Genomic DNA, 16,992 nt, shown 5'->3' with positions numbered 1-16,992 from the left:
TCAACCACATATTTTGTTTAAGGTTTTGCAGGCTGGCGGTCTTTATCCTGCGGATGCACAATACTAGGTCGCGGATTTGCTCCAGGAACCGGTGTGCGAATGATAATCTGCCATAAAGCCTGCGGATTAAATGGAAGAAACGGCCACAAATAAGGCGTATTCAATGATTTTAGACGTACCATGTAGAGAATGATAGCCGTTGTCGCAATAAGGAATCCTGGAGTATGAAATGCCGCAACAAAAATTAATAAAAACAATCTCAGCATCTTATTTGCCACTGCTAACTCATAGCTTGGCGTTGAAAAAGAACCAATGGACGCAATAGCTACATAAAGAATAACTTCCGGAACAAACAATCCTACATCAATGGCAATCTGTCCAATGAGTGCTGCAGCAATTAAACCCATCGCAGTAGCAAGCGGTGTCGGCGTATGAATGGCGGCCATCCTCAGGAATTCAACCCCTAGATCGGCTAAGAAAATCTGGATAACTGTCGGAATATTTGTTGTTTCGTTTGGTCCAATAAACTGCAATTTTGCCGGCAGCAGATCTGGCTCAAGTACAAATAACAGCCATAGCGGTAATAAGAAAAGAGACGCAAGAATTCCTAAAAACCGTATCCAGCGTATAAAGGTACCTACAGAAGGAGACTGCCTGTATTCTTCTGCATGCTGCACGTGATGAAACAGCGTAGTTGGTGTAATAATAACGCTTGGTGATGTATCGGTAATAATAATGACATGCCCCTCTAGTACATGAGCTGCTGCTGTGTCAGGGCGTTCTGTATAGCGTACCATTGGAAAAGGATTAATTCCTTGTTTGACTAAAAACTCTTCAATGGATTTGTCAGCCATCGGCAAACCATCTACATCGATAGCTTCCAGTTCATCTTTTATCAGTTTAACCAGTCCTGGATCAGCTACCCCCTTTATGTACCCAATCGCTACGTCCAGTTTCGAACGTTCGCCTACCTTCATAATTTCAAAACGAAATCTTCCGTCACGGATTCGTCTTCTCGTTAACGCTGTATTGATAATGATGTTTTCAGTGTATCCATCTCTTGCTCCGCGAATCACTTTCTCTGTATCCGCTTCTTCAGGCGATCTGCCGGGATACGTACGCACATCGACTTCAAAGCCAACTTCTTCACCGTCAATTAAAACGAATAACAGTCCTGATAAAACAGAAACCATTCCATCATCCAGCGTTTTTAAAGGCTTTACTTGCTGATGAATAAGACGGTTTTCAACAATATCTTTTAGCTTCGCTCGTTCAACTTCATTATCATTAATTTGAACGAGCACTTTTGTAATTTCAATAATAAATGAACTGTCGCATAATCCTGTTACATAGTAAACATGAACTTCTCGATCCAAAATAAGTAATTTACGCACGCCCACATCAAAACTTGTGTTCATACTAGCGTTTTCTTTGAACCACTGATCGTTTTTTTGCACTTTTGAAAAAATAGCTGTTTTCTGCTCTGCTGGCTTACCCAAACGAACCGCTCCTTTCTAAAATAAGTCTTGCTGCTTTTTCAGTAATCGGACATCCAATTTCAATATCGTCCATCCTAGCCATTTTGCCGATATCCCCTATTCCTACAACTAAGGGAATATCGAGCTGATCCAAGCAGTAAACTGTATCTCCATTAATTCGTCCGACTTCTAACTCTTGAATTCCGCTTTTATCCACGCCATAATGCGATATTTCTCCAAAACGATCGATGGTCACATCCACTCTTGTCCATTCGCTTTGATGAGTACGTGATGCAACGGCGATCACTCCAAGAACTTCTACTTGAGGATGCTTTGCTACGTGCAGCAAAGCGATCTCTCCCGGTCCTTCCTCTAAGAAACCGCTATCGTCGAACATCACAAAGACGGGATCATATGGTGCTTGAAGGATTAGCTCTACCGTTTGACTGCCTGTTAACGTAGTAGGGTTTCCATATGACCTCGAAATGCATCTGCCACCAACCGATTTAGCTACATGCTCAATTGCTTTGCGAGCATATTCATCGCCATCGGTTACAATAATGACCCTTCTTTTTTTCATAATCTTTTATCCTTTCGGTTTAAAGATTAACGCGATAATAAAAGCAAATAAAATAGCTGCTGAAATTCCAGCCGAGGTAAGTTCAAAAATCCCAATTCCAATCCCGATAAATCCATGGTCATCTGCTTGCTTCATCGCTCCGTGCAGCAAAGAATGACCAAAGCTTGTAATTGGAACCGTCGCTCCGGCGCCAGCAAATTCAATTAACTTATCATAAAGACCAAACCCATCTAAAATCGCTCCTGCAACTACAAACGAACTCATGACGTGCGCCGGAGTAAGCTTAGCAAGATCAAGCAGCAGCTGCCCAATAACGCAAATGATTCCTCCTACAGCAAAAGCTATTACATACTCCATTGATCATCCCCCTCCCCAATATGTTCTAAGACGACGCCATGAGCAATTGTTGGAATTGACTCTTTTTGCTGAATCATCGTTGGACTTAAAAGAGCTCCTGTTGCCACCATAAACACTTTCTTTAAGTTTCCTGATTTTAATTCATTTAAAATATGCCCATACGTGACAATAGCCGAGCAGCCGCAGCCGCTTCCTCCTGCAAATACATTTTGATCAGGGCGATATACCATTAATCCGCAATCATTATGATTGGTTGATATATCGTAGCCTTCGTCCTTGAGCAGCTGTTTTAAGATTGGACTTCCTACGCCAGATAAATCTCCTGTTAAAATAAGATCATACTCGCTTGGAGAGACGTTTAAGTCTTCCAAATGCCTTTGAATGGTATCTGCAGCAGCTGGTGCCATAGCAGAGCCCATATCGTTTGCGTTTTTAATACCATAATCCATCACCCGACCAATCGTTGCAGACGTGAGACGCACAATACCTTTTTCTTTCGAGACAAGCGCTGCCCCTGCTCCCGTAATGGTTGCCGTTGCTGTATCTGGTTTTTGTCCTCCGTACTCGGTAGGATTTCGAAATTGGCGCTCAGCCGTTGCGTTATGACTGCTCGCTGATGCAATAACACGATTAGCAAATCCCGCATCCACAAGAGCTGCTCCTGTTGCCAACGTTTCCATTGATGTGGAGCAAGCGCCAAACATACATAGAAATGGAATTTGGTTATGCCGAGCTACAAAATTAGCCGTTACGTTTTGATTTAATAAATCTCCAGCCAAAAACAAATCAACGTCTTCATAGGATAAATTTACTTTTTGCAAACAGGAATCAATAGATTCCGTCATCAGCCTTCTTTCAGCTAACTCCCAGTTGTTTTCTTCACAGTGCAAATCTTTATGTGTAATATCAAATGTTTCTCCTAACGGTCCATCTGCTTCTTTTGGTCCTACTGCTGTTCCTGTAGCATTAATGTAAATAGGATTTTCATAAACCCACGTTTGCTTTCCAGTTTTTCTCATAATCCCCCTCTTTTCATAGCAAATAAGTTTTAAAAAGGTATCGAATGATTCCTACAATATAAGCGGAAACCGTTCCAAATACGATTACGTTTCCAGCTAGCTTGAACATATTCGTCGCAACCCCGAGAACAATTCCTTCACTTCGATGTTCGAGCGCTGCACTCGTCATGGAATTAGCAAAACCCGTAACAGGGACGGCTGAACCTGCACCTGCGAATTGACCAATACGATCATATATCCCAAACCCGGTTAAGAGCGCAGATATTAAAATAAGGGTTGCAACGGTAGGATTGCCTGCATTTTTTTCATTAAAGTCAAAAAATGCAATATAGAAATTTTGAATTGCCTGTCCTAATGTACAAATGATTCCCCCTACCAAAAAGGCTTTTAGGCAATTTGCCACATATGAAGGTTTAGGCTGAAATGGTTTAATGCTTTCTTGATAGTTATCTTTTAATTTTTGATTATTTGCCATGTTACATACATCCTTTTCTTATTGATTAACAAAATAAATCCAATGAAATAATGATCCGCATACTTTGCCTAGTACAATGGCCATTAACAATAAAATAAGCTTGCCTTCCATTCCTATCCGTTTCGTTAACGTCGGCAATACATTAAGCACTTCTGTTAACGCTGCTGCCAGCATCCCAATAAAAATACCGCTCGTTAGACCTATGATCATAATAAGCACCGCAGGAAACTGCCACGTGTATTGATGAAGACTGCACCACCCGCCTGTAACAGCACCACCCACCACTCCCCATTCATATGCTTGAATATATTTCATGGTTTTGGTCAGCTGCATCAAACGCGGAATAATGCCCAGCACCGTTAAAAATGCTACAAACCCAGCACCTGCAGCCAGTCCTCCCGCAAGTCCAATTACAATGGTCATCACAATGTTAATGATCATCAATTTTTTTCATACTTTCTTTATTCTCGTGCATAATGACGTATTGATCTAAGTCTTGCTGGTAATTAAACATTTCGACTTCGAGAGGACTAGGCTCTTCATTAATTCGTTTTCTAAAGACATGGTTAAAAAACAGAATCATTCCCAGGCCTAAACCGATAGAGTAAGGCACTTGAATCAGCAAAGGCTGCTTATCTCTCAGACCGGTCAGCATGTAGAACAATTTTTGATGTACTTGTCTCATACTCACATCTTCGTGAAAGTTCATAATTGCTAAAGCAGCTCCGATGAAAAGAAGAAACCAAACAGCTAGAAAAAACAAAAAGGAATATTGTTTCTTTTTATACACGACCTCTACAATCGTTTGAGCGGGTCCAATCGTCTGAATGTCCAAATGCGGATACCGAGAGGCAACTTTTTCAATTACCTTCATTAAATCAACAATGATAATATTTCGATCACTCATACTGACTTGATATACAACTAGCTTTTCAATTTGCTTTTGAACAGAATCTGCTGCTATAACCATTGCTAATTGTCCAACATTTACAGCCTCATCAGGTTTTACTTGAATACGATGTCTCATTTTAAGATAAAGAACGTTTTCCATTCATATCACACCTTACGATTCATTATCTCCCTGTACGTGTAGTATGGATTTTCTTAAATTTTCTAATTCACGTTTCTGAACAGACCATTAATTACCAAATAAAAAAAGCAATCCGTTTCACTATTCTTCTGAATAGCAAAACGGATTGCTTCTTAAGTATTACGTATCATTCATATGCAGCTTCATTTGTTTTAAGATTTTCTTCTCAAGCCTCGATACCTGAACCTGGGAAATTCCCAGCCTTGCGGCCACTTCGGACTGAGTTTGATCTTTGTAATACCTCAAATAGACAATGAGCTTTTCACGCTCATCAAGTTCTTCAATTGCTTCTTTTAAGGCAATTTTATCAAACCACTTCGCTTCCGTATGATCAGCAATTTGGTCAAGAAGGGTAATTGGATCTCCATCATTTTCATAGACGGTCTCGTGAATAGACGAAGGAGCACGATTAGCTTCTTGAGCTAGCACTACTTCTTCAGGAGTGAGATCCAAATGTTCTGCAACCTCAGCGACTGTAGGGACGCGTCCAAGTAATTTGGAAAGCTCGTCTTTTGCTTTACGTATTTTATTGCTCATTTCTTTCAGAGAACGGCTAACCTTTACCGTGCCATCATCACGAATAAATCGCTGAATTTCACCAATAATCATTGGAACAGCATATGTTGAAAATTTAACATCATACGATAAGTCAAATTTATCAACGGACTTTAATAGCCCTATACATCCAATTTGAAATAAATCATCGGGCTCATAACCACGGTTAATAAAACGTTGAACAACCGACCAAACGAGCCGCATATTTTTTTGGACGATTGTATCTCGTGCAATTTGATCACCTTGCTGACTGCGCTTGATGAGGTCTTTAACTTCATGATCCTTTAAATACGGTTCGTTTTTATTTTTTTTGACCTCCACATCCATTGGCAAGTCTCCTTAATTACATAGCGCTTTACTATTTGTTAAGTGCTTTTTTAAATATAAGGTCGTACCTTCTAATACAGTAGACTCCACTCGAATTTCGTCCATAAAGTTTTCCATTATGGTGAAACCCATTCCAGAACGTTCTAGATCTGGTTTCGTTGTGTATAAAGGCTGCTTGGCTTCATCCACGTTATCGATACCAATTCCTTCATCACGAATCATCAGCTCGACTACACCGTCTTCATGAAGCGTCACAGAAATATATACCACGCCATCCGAATTGCTTTCGTAGCCGTGAATAATAGCATTTGTTACTGCTTCAGATACGACTGTTTTAATTTCTGTTAACTCATCCATTGTTGGATCTAACTGCGTAATAAATGATGCTACCGTGACGCGAGCAAACGATTCATTTTGACTAAGCGCGGAAAATTGGAGGTTCATTTGATTTTTCATTATGCCACCCCCAATTTTTGAAGCGCGTTTTCTTCATTAGGTTCAAAACGAATAATTTTAAATAAGCCTGACATATTAAACAAACGTTCTATGGCAGGAGAAATAGCGCATACAACCATTTCCCCGCCGTTATTATGAACCTGTTTGTATCTCCCTAAAATAACCCCCAAGCCAGAGCTGTCCATAAAGGTTAAATGCTGTAAATTTAAAATCAAATGGCTGATAGATTCCTTCTCTATCGCTTCGGTGATTTTGCTTCTTAGCTCTTCTGCCGTATGATGATCTAATTCTCCTGTTAATCGAACCAACAAGACATCTTGTTTGAATTCCAATTCAATCGAAAGACTCACTATACAAACCTCCTCGGAAATCTTATAGTCAGTCTTTCGCTGCCGACAGAATAGAATCCTTCTCACCGACAAAACTAGTTCTATTTCGTCACATTTAGCTGTTTAAGATGTTTGAGAGAAAATAGAGAATGTACGTTTGAATATCTTCCACCAAGAAGCAGCATCGATATCTTCTTTTGCAAGAAGCGGTGAAGAACTAACTACTTTGTTATCCTTCTTAATGGTCAACGTTCCAATTTTGTCGCCTTTTTGAATAGGCGCATTTAGCTTCTCGTTCATTTTCACTTCTGTTTTAACGTCTTTGGCTGCATTTCCTTTTTTCAATAAAACAGAAATAGGCTCGGACGTAACAGCTGTTACCTGATCTTCGCTACCCTTGTTTACATCTATCTTGGTAATAACGTCTCCTTTTTTGTATAAAGGCTTCGTTGTATATTGACTGAATGCGTAGTCTAACATTTTGGTTACTTGATTATTGCGATCTTTTGGCGTGCTTGCACCGAATACAACCGCTAACACACGCATATTTCCCTTTTTAGCGGTAGCTGTTAGGCAATACTTAGCTTGACCTGTAAATCCGGTTTTGAGTCCATCAACGCCGGGATAAAACTTCACTAAGCGATTTGTATTTACTAACCAAAACTTCTTATCTGTATCCGTGCGCAAATAAGCTTCGTATTTACTTGTATAGTTAATAATTTTTTCATACTTTAGCAGCTCTCTGCCCATCATGGCCATATCATGAGCTGTACTATAGTGATTTTCTACGGGCAGGCCTGTCGGATTTTGAAATTGTGTATGAGTCAAACCAAGCTCTTTCGCTTTTTGGTTCATCTTTGCTACAAATTTTTCTTCTGATCCAGCTAAATATTCAGCCATTGCCATAGAAGCATCGTTACCAGAACCTATCGCAATCCCTTTTAGCAAATCATTTACCGTCATTTCTTCTCCGGGCTCTAAAAAGATTTGTGAGCCTCCCATTGAAGCGGCATATTCACTTGCCCGCACTTTATCTTTTAAGGTAATTTTCCCTTTATCCAAAGCCTCCATAATTAAAATCATTGTCATAATTTTAGTCATACTGGCAGGGGGAAGTTCTTGATTACTATTTTTTTCGTATAGAATTTTTCCTGTATCCCGTTCAATTAAAATAGCTGACCTAGCACTGTCAGCAAGCTCAGAATTCTTTTTTTCTGCGGCTAAAACAGGTTGCGTCATAAGTGGAAATAAAAATATGACAACGAGTAACTTTACAATAGTTCGCTTCATCTCCACAAACCTCCATTCTTTATACAACCTATTTTTTCCAAGGTATAATCGATTTATACTAAGGGAAATAAAAAAAGCATCGAGAAATTCTCGATGCTTGAAGTCATATTTTCTTCCTATTTTTGATAAGCTGGAAGCTGCTTTACTACTTCTTTTACAAGCGATAAAAACTGCTGTTTTACTTTTTCAGTCGTTTCAATTACTTCTTCATGATTTAACGGCTGATCTAAAATACCAGCTGCCATATTAGAAATACAAGAAATACCTAGCACTTTCATACCTGCATGGCGTGCCACAATAACTTCTGGCACTGTAGACATGCCAACCGCGTCTCCCCCGATAATGCGAAGCATGCGCACCTCAGCAGGCGTTTCATATGTTGGACCTGTATTTCCTACATATACACCTTCTTGTAAGGCGATATTTAAATCAGCTCCTACTTTCTTCGCTAATTGACGAAGATCCTTGCAGTAAGCAGTTGACATATCCGGGAACCTTACTCCAAAATCAGAGTCATTAGGTCCAATCAAAGGGTTGGTTCCAAAGTTATTAATATGATCAGAAATAATCATTAAGTCTCCTGGATTAAAGGATTCGTTTACTCCGCCCGCTGCATTCGTTACAATCAACGTTTCTACACCGATTTCTTTCATTACGCGCACTGGAAATGTTACTTTATCAAGGGCGTACCCTTCATAAAAGTGAAAACGTCCTTGCATAGCTACAACCGGTACGTCATGAATAGTACCTATTACTAATTGACCTGCATGACCTTCAACTGTTGAAACCGGGAACTCAGGAATGTCGTTATACGGAATTTTTACCGCGCCTTCAATTTCGTCAGCTAATACCCCTAGTCCAGAACCTAAAATAAGCCCAATTGTTGGTGTAACAGTTGATTGATTTTTAATATATGCTGCTGCTTTTTCGATATATTCTTTTTTCATACTCCATTCCCCCTGCTTAATTCAGCTCTTTTAAAAAACTCTTTCCATGCTTAGGCATTGCTACGCCAAAATTTTCTGCTACCGTTGCGCCAATATCCGCAAACGTTTGACGAATAGAAAGTTCTTTTCCTTCTTGCATGCCTTTATTGTACACAAGAAGCGGCACGTATTCACGCGTATGGTCTGTCCCATGATGAACAGGGTCATTTCCATGATCCGCTGTAATAATTAATAAATCATCTTCTTTTAATAAATCAAATACTTCTTCTAAGCGTGCATCATATTCTTCAAGTGCTTGCCCATATCCTTGTGGATCGCGGCGATGACCATAGAGAGCATCAAAATCAACTAAATTTAAGAAGCTTAAGCCTGTAAAGTCCATGTTTAATGTATCAACTAGCTTATCCATGCCGTCCATATTCGATTTGGTACGAAGAGATTTTGTTACCCCTTCTCCGTCGTAAATATCAGAAATTTTACCGATAGCAATAACATCGATGTCATTGTCTTTTAATTCATTCATTACTGTACGTCCAAAAGGCTTTAATGCATAGTCATGACGATTGGATGTACGTGTAAAGTTACCTGGTTCACCTAAAAACGGGCGAGCGATAACACGTCCAATCATATATGGATCATCAAGCGTTAATTCACGAGCAATCTCACAAATTTTGTACAATTCATCAATTGGAACAATTTCTTCATGAGCAGCAATTTGCAAAACAGAATCCGCTGATGTATAGACAATTAAGTCACCTGTTTCCATATGCTGTTTTCCTAGCTCATCCAAAATTTCTGTACCAGACGCTGGTTTGTTCCCAATGATTTTTCGACCTGTTTTTTCTTCTAATTGTGAAATCAGCTCTTCTGGAAATCCATCTGGAAATACATTAAAAGGCGTATCAATATTAAGACCCATAATTTCCCAATGACCTGTCATTGTATCTTTTCCTGCAGAAGCTTCCTGCATTTTTGTATAGTAAGCCAACGGTTTTTCGGCTTTACCGATTCCTTTAATTTCACGGATATTGCTTAGGCCAAGCTTAGCCATATTGGGCATATGAAGACCGTTACAGTGCTCTGCAATATGACCAAACGTATCAGCACCTTTATCATTGTATTTTTCAGCATCCGGTGATTCACCGATACCCACTGAATCCATGACAATTAAAAATACGCGTTTATATGTATGCGCCATTTTATTCCCTCCAAATATCAATTTATTTATTCTCTATAAAATTCCCGTTTGGAAATAATTTAACCATCTTCTCTTATTGGTCAGAAGTCTGACCTCTCTATTAGTATAGACGCTTTTTATTTTTTTGTACACATGAATGAAAGTGTTTTCAATCAAAAAAACCAATGTCTATGAACTCATTGGACATTGGAATCTTCCTACGCTCGCGGATGAAACTGATTGTATACATCTTTTAAACGTGCTTTTGTAACATGTGTATAAATTTGAGTGGTCGAAATATCCGCATGCCCGAGCATTTCTTGAACGGCTCTTAAGTCCGCGCCGTTCTCTAACAAATGAGTAGCAAACGAATGCCGTAACGTATGAGGAGTTAATTCTTTTTCAATTTTTGCTTCAGAAGCTAACTTTTTTAATATTTTCCAAAACCCCTGCCTTGTTAAACGCCTTCCGTGATGATTAACAAAGAGTGCTTTGTCCTGTTCCTTTTGCTTTGTTAAAACACTCCGGCTATGCTGTAAATACTCTTCAATCGCCTCCGTTGCCAACCTTCCGATGGGGACAATTCTTTCTTTATTTCCTTTTCCGATACAACGAATAAATCCCATCGTCAAATGTGCATCATCAATATTTAAGTTAACGAGTTCAGACACACGAATTCCAGTAGCATAAAGCAACTCAAGCATCGCTTTGTCTCGTATGCCAAAAGGCGTCGATGTATCAAACACATTTAACAGCGCCTCTACTTCTTCTGCATTTAGCACTTTTGGCAGCTTGCGCTCAAGCTGCGGGGTATCAATATGAACGGATGGATCTGTATCCGCTGCTTTTTCTCTTAGTAAGAATTGATGAAAAGATCTAGTTGAAGCCACATGTCTCGCAATCGTTTTAGATGACTTTTGCTGATCACTTAAATATTTCAGAAAATTAACGATGTGGAGTCTTGTTACTTCTTTAAATGATTTCAGCTGCTCTACATGTTCTAAATATTGAGCATACTTTTTTAAATCTCGTTCATACGAATCAATCGTATTTTTCGCCAGTCCCCGCTCTACTACTAAATAATGAATAAAATCTTGAATTTGATCATTCAATAGCCTCTACTCCCCGTTTTGATAAAACATAAATAAACGCTCTAGCCACGTCTGATCTTTGTTCACACTTGCTTGCATGACCTTAACTGCTGAACCCGACGGCTCATCATAACGTTTATAATTTTGATACTCTTGAGATACCCATATCATTCCAAAATAAAACAAAAGAGTAAACCCGGTAAATAAGATAAATACTTTACATGTATTATATACCATTTCAGCCCATGATTTCATGAAACAATTCCTCCAATTTTTGATTCTATTAGAAGATATGCCAATTGGGACAGGTTTTATACATGTTTCTTACCTTTATACGCTGAGTTCTCTCCTGGTCATTTCCTTTCTTTCTATAAAACCATGTAGCTTGTAACCTCGTTATTTTTTTCTATTTATGTACGACAAAAAACCTTCTCCATTAGGGAAAAGGCTTTTACTGCTTGTCTTCTTTATCCTGACAGCGATGGCAAATGCCATGAAATGTCAAGCGGTGGTCTTTAATTTTAAAATTCCATTGCTTTTCCACAATTTCTTCAACGTCTTCAAGCAAATCTTCTTGAATTTCGTCCACAGATCCACATTCCATACACACAAGGTGATGATGAAAGTGTGCGGCTCCTTCTTGTCTTAAATCGTAGCGAGAAACGCCATCGCCAAAGTTTATTTTATCAACAATTTTAAGTTCAGTTAACAATTCTAACGTACGATAAACAGTTGCCAATCCAATTTCCGGAGACTTTTCCTTGACGAGGAGATATACATCTTCGGCACTTAAATGATCCTCTTCATGTTCAAGAAGTACTCTTACAGTCGCCTCACGTTGAGGTGTCAATTTATAGCTAGCTGAGTGCAACTGCTGCTTAATTCGCTCAATTCGACTTTCCATAATTATTCCCTCCCTCGCCATTCACTAATCCATTATATCAGATGTGTCGAGGGTGTCAAAATAAAGTTATTATTAATAAGAAAAAAGAATTCTTTTTACTTAATACTTATTCTTACTTATTTAATAGAGCCATTACACTTTTCATTAAAGTAGGTGATACGTAGGCTTCAACTGTAGCCGCACAGGCAACCAAACATATCATTGCAATCATCGTGCCGCTATAGCGTAAAAAGGATGCGGAAATTGGCTCCGCTGCTTTTTTAAAGAATTGCTGCCGCACAAGCTTCAAAGAAAAGGCAACTGAAGCTGCAGACAAGATCAGAAATGCCGGTATGAGAAAGATATTTTGCGGCATAACAGATACAAAAGATAGCGCAAACCCAGAGAGTCCCATTTGATTGACTAAAAAGCCTACGGTAAAACCAATCACCATTCCTTTTAAAAACAGCAGAATTAACACTACAGGCAAACCAATAATGGCAATTCCTAATATCCAAATGAGCCCCAAGTATTTAACATTATGAAAAAAACTTTGCTGAAACATTTCAACGCTGCTTGCTACTTCTCCACTCTTTACCTGTCCGAAAAACCGGTTTAAATAGAAGTACAGGTCTTCTTTTTGATCAAGCGTCAAACTATTTACAACAATAGCCCCAAAAATGATTCCCATTAAAAACAGCACGGTCACAAACAAATAAATAGAACTGTTTTCTTGAAAATGTCTTGCATACGATAATGGCAATTGTTTTTTTCTCATCGTCTTCCTCCTATTAATCGCTTAATAGAGTGTATGATAGAGTACAAAAACTATGCCAAGAATCTTTTGAATCTATCAAATAAAAAAAGAGAATGAGACATAATGAAATCAATCCATTCTAAATAAGAACAAATGAGATAGTATGGATGGCTTGGGCCACCGCTGTTGATTTCCATGCAAGGCTTCGCTTTCCGCGGGCGGCCGGTGAGCCTCCTCGTCGCGAAGACTCCTGAGGGGTCTCACCTATTCCGCTTTTCCCGCAGGAGTCTTCGCCTTGCCCTCCAATCAACCGCTAGAACCAACTATATAAATGAAATCTACATTCACCACCACCTAAAAAAATCCGAACGAATTTGATTCTCCATCAAGAATCTCTATTCATCGTTCGGATTTTCCTTCAACTAAAATATGGTTGTCACACATTTTTTTAAGTTAGAGATACACGCATGCCTGTTTTTTCTCACATCAAATGACGTTTCAATGTAAACCTCTAAATTGCTAGATTGCCGTTCGTATGTAAAAGAAAAAACTCTCTTACTCTCCTAATCCGCTTTTTAACTGTAAGTACTGCACAGCATAGGCTGTTTTTGCATCATAAATTTCCTTGTTTTGAATAAGAGTAAGCGCCTCATCTACCGTAACTTCCATTACTTCAACAAATTCATCTTCGTCTAATTCCGCTTTGGTGGTCATCACTTTTAAATCTTCCGCTAAATAAAGGTGCACCAACTCATCCGCAAAACCTGGTGATGTATAAAAAGAAATAATATGGCTAAGCGAATCTGTCGTATAGCCCGTTTCTTCTTCTAACTCACGTTTTGCCGTCACAATCGGCTCTTCTCCTTTTTCTAGCTTGCCGGCTGGAATTTCGACTAAAATACGATCCATCGGTCTGCGATACTGTTTGACCATAACCATTTTATGATCGCTTGTTAATGCAATGATAGCTACGGCTCCAGGGTGCTTAACTACTTCTCTTGTACTCGTTTTTCCGTTTGGAAGCTCTACTTCTTCTAAGTACAAATCAATCACTCTGCCTCCAAACAGCTTTTCAGAAGACAGCATTTTTTCTGTTAAATGATCCATTTTCTACACCTCGTTCTATTTTTTTGACTCTTACATATATTCTATCATACGAATCTTGGGAGGTAGAAAAAATGAAAGTTTATGTTCACGAGAAGCAAATCATTTTGGTCGGTAAAGCATGGGAAATCAAGCAAAAGTTAAAAGAATACGGCGAACAATTTCAGTATGTTGATGAGTGGACGAACGCTATCTCTCAAAATTTTAATTCTTACAAACAAGCAGACTGCAGACACTAATTGTGCTGCAGTTTTTTAATCTTCTTATTTGAGTTTCCCTCTATCATAGCGCTACAATAGATAGAAACAAGTAAAAAATAAGGAGTGACATATATGGAAAAAAGACGCTTAGGTACTTCAGACTTGCTCGTCAGTACATTAGGTTTAGGATGCATGTCTCTTGGAACGGAACAAAAACACGCTGTCAATATGATTGATGAAGCTCTCGAATATGGCATTAATTATTTCGATACAGCAGATTTATATGACTTTGGCTTAAACGAGAAGTTTGTGGGGCAAGCCCTAAAAAAACGCAGAAATGATATTATTTTAGCCACAAAAGTGGGGAATCGCTGGAATGATGCAAAAGACAGCTGGACGTGGGATCCGTCAAAGGTTTACATAAAAGATGAAGTAAAAGAAAGCCTGCGCCGTCTTCAAACGGATTACATCGATTTATATCAGCTGCACGGAGGGACCCTCGAAGATAATATTGAGGAAACGATTGAAGCATTTGAAGAATTAAAACAAGAAGGCGTCATTCGCTACTATGGTATTTCATCTATCCGCCCAAATGTGATTCGAGAGTATGTGCAAAACTCTTCTATTGTCAGCGTCATGATGCAATACAGCTTGTTAGACAGACGACCTGAAGAAAGTGCACTTCCTCTTTTACATGACAACGGCATTAGCGTTGTAGCGAGAGGTCCAGTAGCCAAAGGACTGCTAACCGAAAAAGGAGAGCAAAAACTTGCTGCATTCGAGGGCAAGGGCTACTTAGATTATAGCGGTACGGAATTAGCAAAAACGATAGAAGAATTTCGTCACGTACGACCAACTCACTCTCTGAATTCAACGGCACTTCAATACTGTTTAGCTAATCCTACGGTAGCCTCGGTTGTAGCAGGAGCAAGCTCTTCTTCACAGCTTCGCGAAAACGTCAAAGCTGTCGAGGCTTCCCCGCTTCAGCCTACTGAAATTAGCAAGCTGCAATCGATCTTTAAAGCAAATCAATACGAAGCTCACCGTTAAAAAATAAAAGCGCCTTTATCGGCGCTTTTATTTTTTAAATTCAGACCAGTTCAAATCACTTTCATTTAACAGTTCTTCAAACGACTTATTTTTTTCTTTTTCTTTTCGAATTCGAGCAGCTTCTTTACGCTCTGTTTCTTTCTGCTCTTCTTCTTTTAAAGAAAGCGCCTGTTTTTTAGCTTGAAGCTGTTTTAATAAGCTATCATTTAGCTGATCTTTGATACTGAGCTGATCATTTTGTTTTTGTGCTGATTGTTTTTGCTTTTTTTTAGCCATCACAATTCCCCCGCTACTTTAATTGAGAGATATTGTATCATATTCTTGCTTTTGTTACCAAAAATCAAAATGCATCTAGTTTTACATGTTCATCAATGATTAAAGTTGGCTCTGTAGATTGCTGAATATCTTCTACCGTATAGCCTTTCGCTACTTCAACAAGCTTTAGACCTTCTGCCGTAATATCAATGACCGCTCGATCTGTAATAATACGATCCACTACCTCTTTTCCTGTCAGAGGGAGGCTGCACTCATTTAAGATTTTAGGCTCATCTTTTCTCGTCACGTGTTCCATAATAACAATGATGCGCTGTGCTCCGTGAACTAAATCCATTGCACCGCCCATTCCTTTAATCATTTTTCCAGGAATCATCCAGTTTGCCAAATCACCAGTTTTTGAGACTTCCATTCCTCCTAAAATCGCAATGTTAATATGCCCTCCGCGAATCATTCCAAACGATTCAGCACTATCGAAGTAAGAGGCGCCTTTTGTCGCCGTTACGGTTTCTTTACCTGCATTAATTAAATCAGGATCTACTTCTCCTTCTTTCGGATATGGTCCAATGCCTAATAGACCGTTTTCGGACTGAAGCACCACCGTTTTATTATCTGAGATATGATTAGCCACAAGCGTTGGAATACCAATTCCAAGGTTTACATAAAATCCGTCCAAAATTTCTTTTTCAGCACGTTTTGCAATTCGCTCTCTCACGTTCACGCCGTTTTCAATCATGAAAAATCTCTCCCCTTTTGTTATTTTTGAACGGTTAAACGCTCAATACGTTTTTCTTGTTCACCAATAATTAACGATTGAACATATACACTAGGTGTGTGGATAATATTTGGATCAAGTGAACCTGTTGGGTGAAGTTCCTCCACTTCTGCTATCGTCACTTTTCCTGCTGCTGCAATCATTGGGCTGAAATTGCGCGCTGTCTTGTTATACACTAAGTTCCCCATATGATCGGCTTTCCAAGCTCTAACCAAACTAAAATCAGCTTTTAACGCCTCTTCTAGTAAATATTCTTTTCCATCAAACACGCGAACTTCTTTTCCTTCAGCAATGGGTGTTCCCACTCCCGCTGGTGTATAAAATGCAGGTATGCCCGCTCCGCCGGCGCGAATCTTTTCAGCTAGCGTGCCTTGAGGTAGCAATTCTACTTCAATTTCTCCTGACAATACTTGTCTTTCAAACTCTTTATTTTCTCCCACGTAAGAACCAATCATCTTTTTAATTTGTTTGTTTTTCAGAAGCAGTCCAAGTCCCCAGTCGTCTACGCCGCAGTTATTTGAAATTACGGTTAAATCTTTTACCCCTGTTTCAACTAACGCTAAAATCAAATTCTCCGGAATTCCACATAAACCAAAACCACCGACCATAATCGTAGCACCGTCGTGAATATCTTTCACCGCTTCTTTAAACGACGTATGTACTTGTTTCATACATAACCACCCCTTCGTTATTTTTGAAAACGCTTTCTAATCTATTATAAAAGATTTTTATTTCTTTTTAAATATATATATAACTGAAAATTATAATTTAATCATTTT

General features: G+C 39.0%; 24 protein-coding genes. 2 read left to right on the top strand and 22 right to left on the bottom strand.

Translation table 11 applies throughout. The annotated features are described in order from the left end of the window. Window positions 1–17: 17 nt before the first annotated feature. The 19 genes from AC4NPH_RS13730 to AC4NPH_RS13640 all read right to left on the bottom strand — a co-directional run bounded on the left by AC4NPH_RS13730 (window position 18) and on the right by AC4NPH_RS13640 (window position 13,918). A complete protein-coding gene (locus tag AC4NPH_RS13730; RefSeq protein ID WP_013059067.1) occupies window positions 18–1,499 on the bottom strand; it encodes a spore germination protein in 1,482 nt (493 codons plus the stop codon). Continuing rightward, a complete protein-coding gene (gene spoVAEA / locus AC4NPH_RS13725; RefSeq protein ID WP_013059068.1) occupies window positions 1,492–2,058 on the bottom strand; it encodes a stage V sporulation protein SpoVABEA in 567 nt (188 codons plus the stop codon). The genes AC4NPH_RS13730 and spoVAEA overlap by 8 nt, the downstream gene beginning before the upstream one ends. 6 nt (window positions 2,059–2,064) lie before the next feature. Then, window positions 2,065–2,415 (bottom strand): stage V sporulation protein AE, encoded by a 351-nt coding sequence (gene spoVAE, locus AC4NPH_RS13720; protein ID WP_013059069.1) that lies wholly within the window; start codon window positions 2,413–2,415, stop codon window positions 2,065–2,067. Further along, complete coding sequence (spoVAD, locus tag AC4NPH_RS13715; RefSeq protein WP_013059070.1) at window positions 2,403–3,434, bottom strand: stage V sporulation protein AD; 1,032 nt, start codon at window positions 3,432–3,434, stop codon at window positions 2,403–2,405. Before spoVAD ends, spoVAE begins: the two co-directional genes overlap by 13 nt. A gap of 13 nt (window positions 3,435–3,447) precedes the next feature. Further along, on the bottom strand, window positions 3,448–3,909 hold the full coding sequence (gene spoVAC, locus AC4NPH_RS13710) for a stage V sporulation protein AC (protein ID WP_013059071.1): 462 nt from the start codon (window positions 3,907–3,909) through the stop codon (window positions 3,448–3,450). Window positions 3,910–3,927: 18 nt separating this feature from the next. Continuing rightward, window positions 3,928–4,350 carry a stage V sporulation protein AB gene (locus tag AC4NPH_RS13705; protein WP_014458301.1) on the bottom strand — a complete coding sequence of 141 codons (423 nt, stop codon included), beginning with the start codon at window positions 4,348–4,350 and terminating at the stop codon, window positions 3,928–3,930. Next, complete coding sequence (locus tag AC4NPH_RS13700) at window positions 4,340–4,960, bottom strand: stage V sporulation protein AA (protein WP_013059073.1); 621 nt, start codon at window positions 4,958–4,960, stop codon at window positions 4,340–4,342. The genes AC4NPH_RS13705 and AC4NPH_RS13700 overlap by 11 nt, the downstream gene beginning before the upstream one ends. A gap of 159 nt (window positions 4,961–5,119) precedes the next feature. Beyond that, on the bottom strand, window positions 5,120–5,881 hold the full coding sequence (gene sigF, locus AC4NPH_RS13695; protein WP_013059074.1) for an RNA polymerase sporulation sigma factor SigF: 762 nt from the start codon (window positions 5,879–5,881) through the stop codon (window positions 5,120–5,122). A gap of 12 nt (window positions 5,882–5,893) precedes the next feature. After that, entirely contained in the window at window positions 5,894–6,337 is a 444-nt protein-coding gene (gene spoIIAB / locus AC4NPH_RS13690) for an anti-sigma F factor (RefSeq protein ID WP_013059075.1), read from the bottom strand. After that, window positions 6,337–6,687, bottom strand: a complete 351-nt coding sequence (spoIIAA, locus tag AC4NPH_RS13685; RefSeq protein ID WP_013059076.1) for an anti-sigma F factor antagonist — start codon at window positions 6,685–6,687, stop codon at window positions 6,337–6,339. Before spoIIAA ends, spoIIAB begins: the two co-directional genes overlap by 1 nt. 102 nt (window positions 6,688–6,789) lie before the next feature. Continuing rightward, complete coding sequence (locus AC4NPH_RS13680) at window positions 6,790–7,956, bottom strand: D-alanyl-D-alanine carboxypeptidase family protein (RefSeq protein WP_013059077.1); 1,167 nt, start codon at window positions 7,954–7,956, stop codon at window positions 6,790–6,792. Between the two features lie 116 nt (window positions 7,957–8,072). Then, window positions 8,073–8,903: a purine-nucleoside phosphorylase gene (locus tag AC4NPH_RS13675; protein WP_013059078.1), complete on the bottom strand. Its 831-nt coding sequence runs from the start codon at window positions 8,901–8,903 to the stop codon at window positions 8,073–8,075. Between the two features lie 16 nt (window positions 8,904–8,919). Continuing rightward, window positions 8,920–10,101: a phosphopentomutase gene (gene deoB / locus AC4NPH_RS13670; protein ID WP_013059079.1), complete on the bottom strand. Its 1,182-nt coding sequence runs from the start codon at window positions 10,099–10,101 to the stop codon at window positions 8,920–8,922. 197 nt (window positions 10,102–10,298) lie between these two features. Next, the gene (gene xerD, locus AC4NPH_RS13665; RefSeq protein ID WP_097812616.1) at window positions 10,299–11,192 is read right to left on the bottom strand and encodes a site-specific tyrosine recombinase XerD; all 894 of its coding nucleotides are present in this window, start codon (window positions 11,190–11,192) and stop codon (window positions 10,299–10,301) included. Between the two features lie 6 nt (window positions 11,193–11,198). Next, window positions 11,199–11,426 (bottom strand): YqzK family protein, encoded by a 228-nt coding sequence (locus tag AC4NPH_RS13660; RefSeq protein ID WP_013059081.1) that lies wholly within the window; start codon window positions 11,424–11,426, stop codon window positions 11,199–11,201. Between the two features lie 196 nt (window positions 11,427–11,622). Continuing rightward, window positions 11,623–12,075, bottom strand: a complete 453-nt coding sequence (gene fur, locus AC4NPH_RS13655) for a ferric iron uptake transcriptional regulator (RefSeq protein WP_013059082.1) — start codon at window positions 12,073–12,075, stop codon at window positions 11,623–11,625. A 112-nt stretch (window positions 12,076–12,187) separates the two neighbouring features. Then, window positions 12,188–12,832: a stage II sporulation protein M gene (gene spoIIM, locus AC4NPH_RS13650; RefSeq protein WP_025750451.1), complete on the bottom strand. Its 645-nt coding sequence runs from the start codon at window positions 12,830–12,832 to the stop codon at window positions 12,188–12,190. A gap of 118 nt (window positions 12,833–12,950) precedes the next feature. Beyond that, a complete protein-coding gene (locus AC4NPH_RS13645; RefSeq protein ID WP_170959582.1) occupies window positions 12,951–13,121 on the bottom strand; it encodes a hypothetical protein in 171 nt (56 codons plus the stop codon). Window positions 13,122–13,366: 245 nt separating this feature from the next. Beyond that, window positions 13,367–13,918 (bottom strand): NUDIX hydrolase, encoded by a 552-nt coding sequence (locus AC4NPH_RS13640; protein ID WP_057274000.1) that lies wholly within the window; start codon window positions 13,916–13,918, stop codon window positions 13,367–13,369. A 71-nt stretch (window positions 13,919–13,989) separates the two neighbouring features. Here AC4NPH_RS13640 and mciZ point away from each other — a divergent pair, with 71 nt between their 5' ends. Together mciZ and AC4NPH_RS13630 are read left to right on the top strand one after the other, a co-directional pair. Next, on the top strand, window positions 13,990–14,154 hold the full coding sequence (gene mciZ, locus AC4NPH_RS13635) for a Z-ring formation inhibitor MciZ (protein WP_013059085.1): 165 nt from the start codon (window positions 13,990–13,992) through the stop codon (window positions 14,152–14,154). A 93-nt stretch (window positions 14,155–14,247) separates the two neighbouring features. Beyond that, window positions 14,248–15,165 carry an aldo/keto reductase gene (locus tag AC4NPH_RS13630; RefSeq protein ID WP_029320304.1) on the top strand — a complete coding sequence of 306 codons (918 nt, stop codon included), beginning with the start codon at window positions 14,248–14,250 and terminating at the stop codon, window positions 15,163–15,165. Window positions 15,166–15,192: 27 nt separating this feature from the next. Here AC4NPH_RS13630 and AC4NPH_RS13625 read toward each other — a convergent pair whose 3' ends face one another. From AC4NPH_RS13625 to AC4NPH_RS13615, 3 genes are all read right to left on the bottom strand, one after another. Then, window positions 15,193–15,441, bottom strand: coding sequence for a YqkE family protein (locus tag AC4NPH_RS13625; protein ID WP_016765509.1), 249 nt, complete (start codon window positions 15,439–15,441; stop codon window positions 15,193–15,195). A gap of 64 nt (window positions 15,442–15,505) precedes the next feature. Next, window positions 15,506–16,174 (bottom strand): 3-oxoacid CoA-transferase subunit B, encoded by a 669-nt coding sequence (locus AC4NPH_RS13620; protein WP_016765510.1) that lies wholly within the window; start codon window positions 16,172–16,174, stop codon window positions 15,506–15,508. Window positions 16,175–16,194: 20 nt separating this feature from the next. After that, entirely contained in the window at window positions 16,195–16,884 is a 690-nt protein-coding gene (locus AC4NPH_RS13615; protein ID WP_013059089.1) for a CoA transferase subunit A, read from the bottom strand. Window positions 16,885–16,992 lie beyond the last annotated feature (108 nt).

The organism is Priestia sp. MDV22-iso46, assembly GCF_058629175.1.
This window is presented reverse-complemented; position numbering and strand designations above follow the sequence as displayed.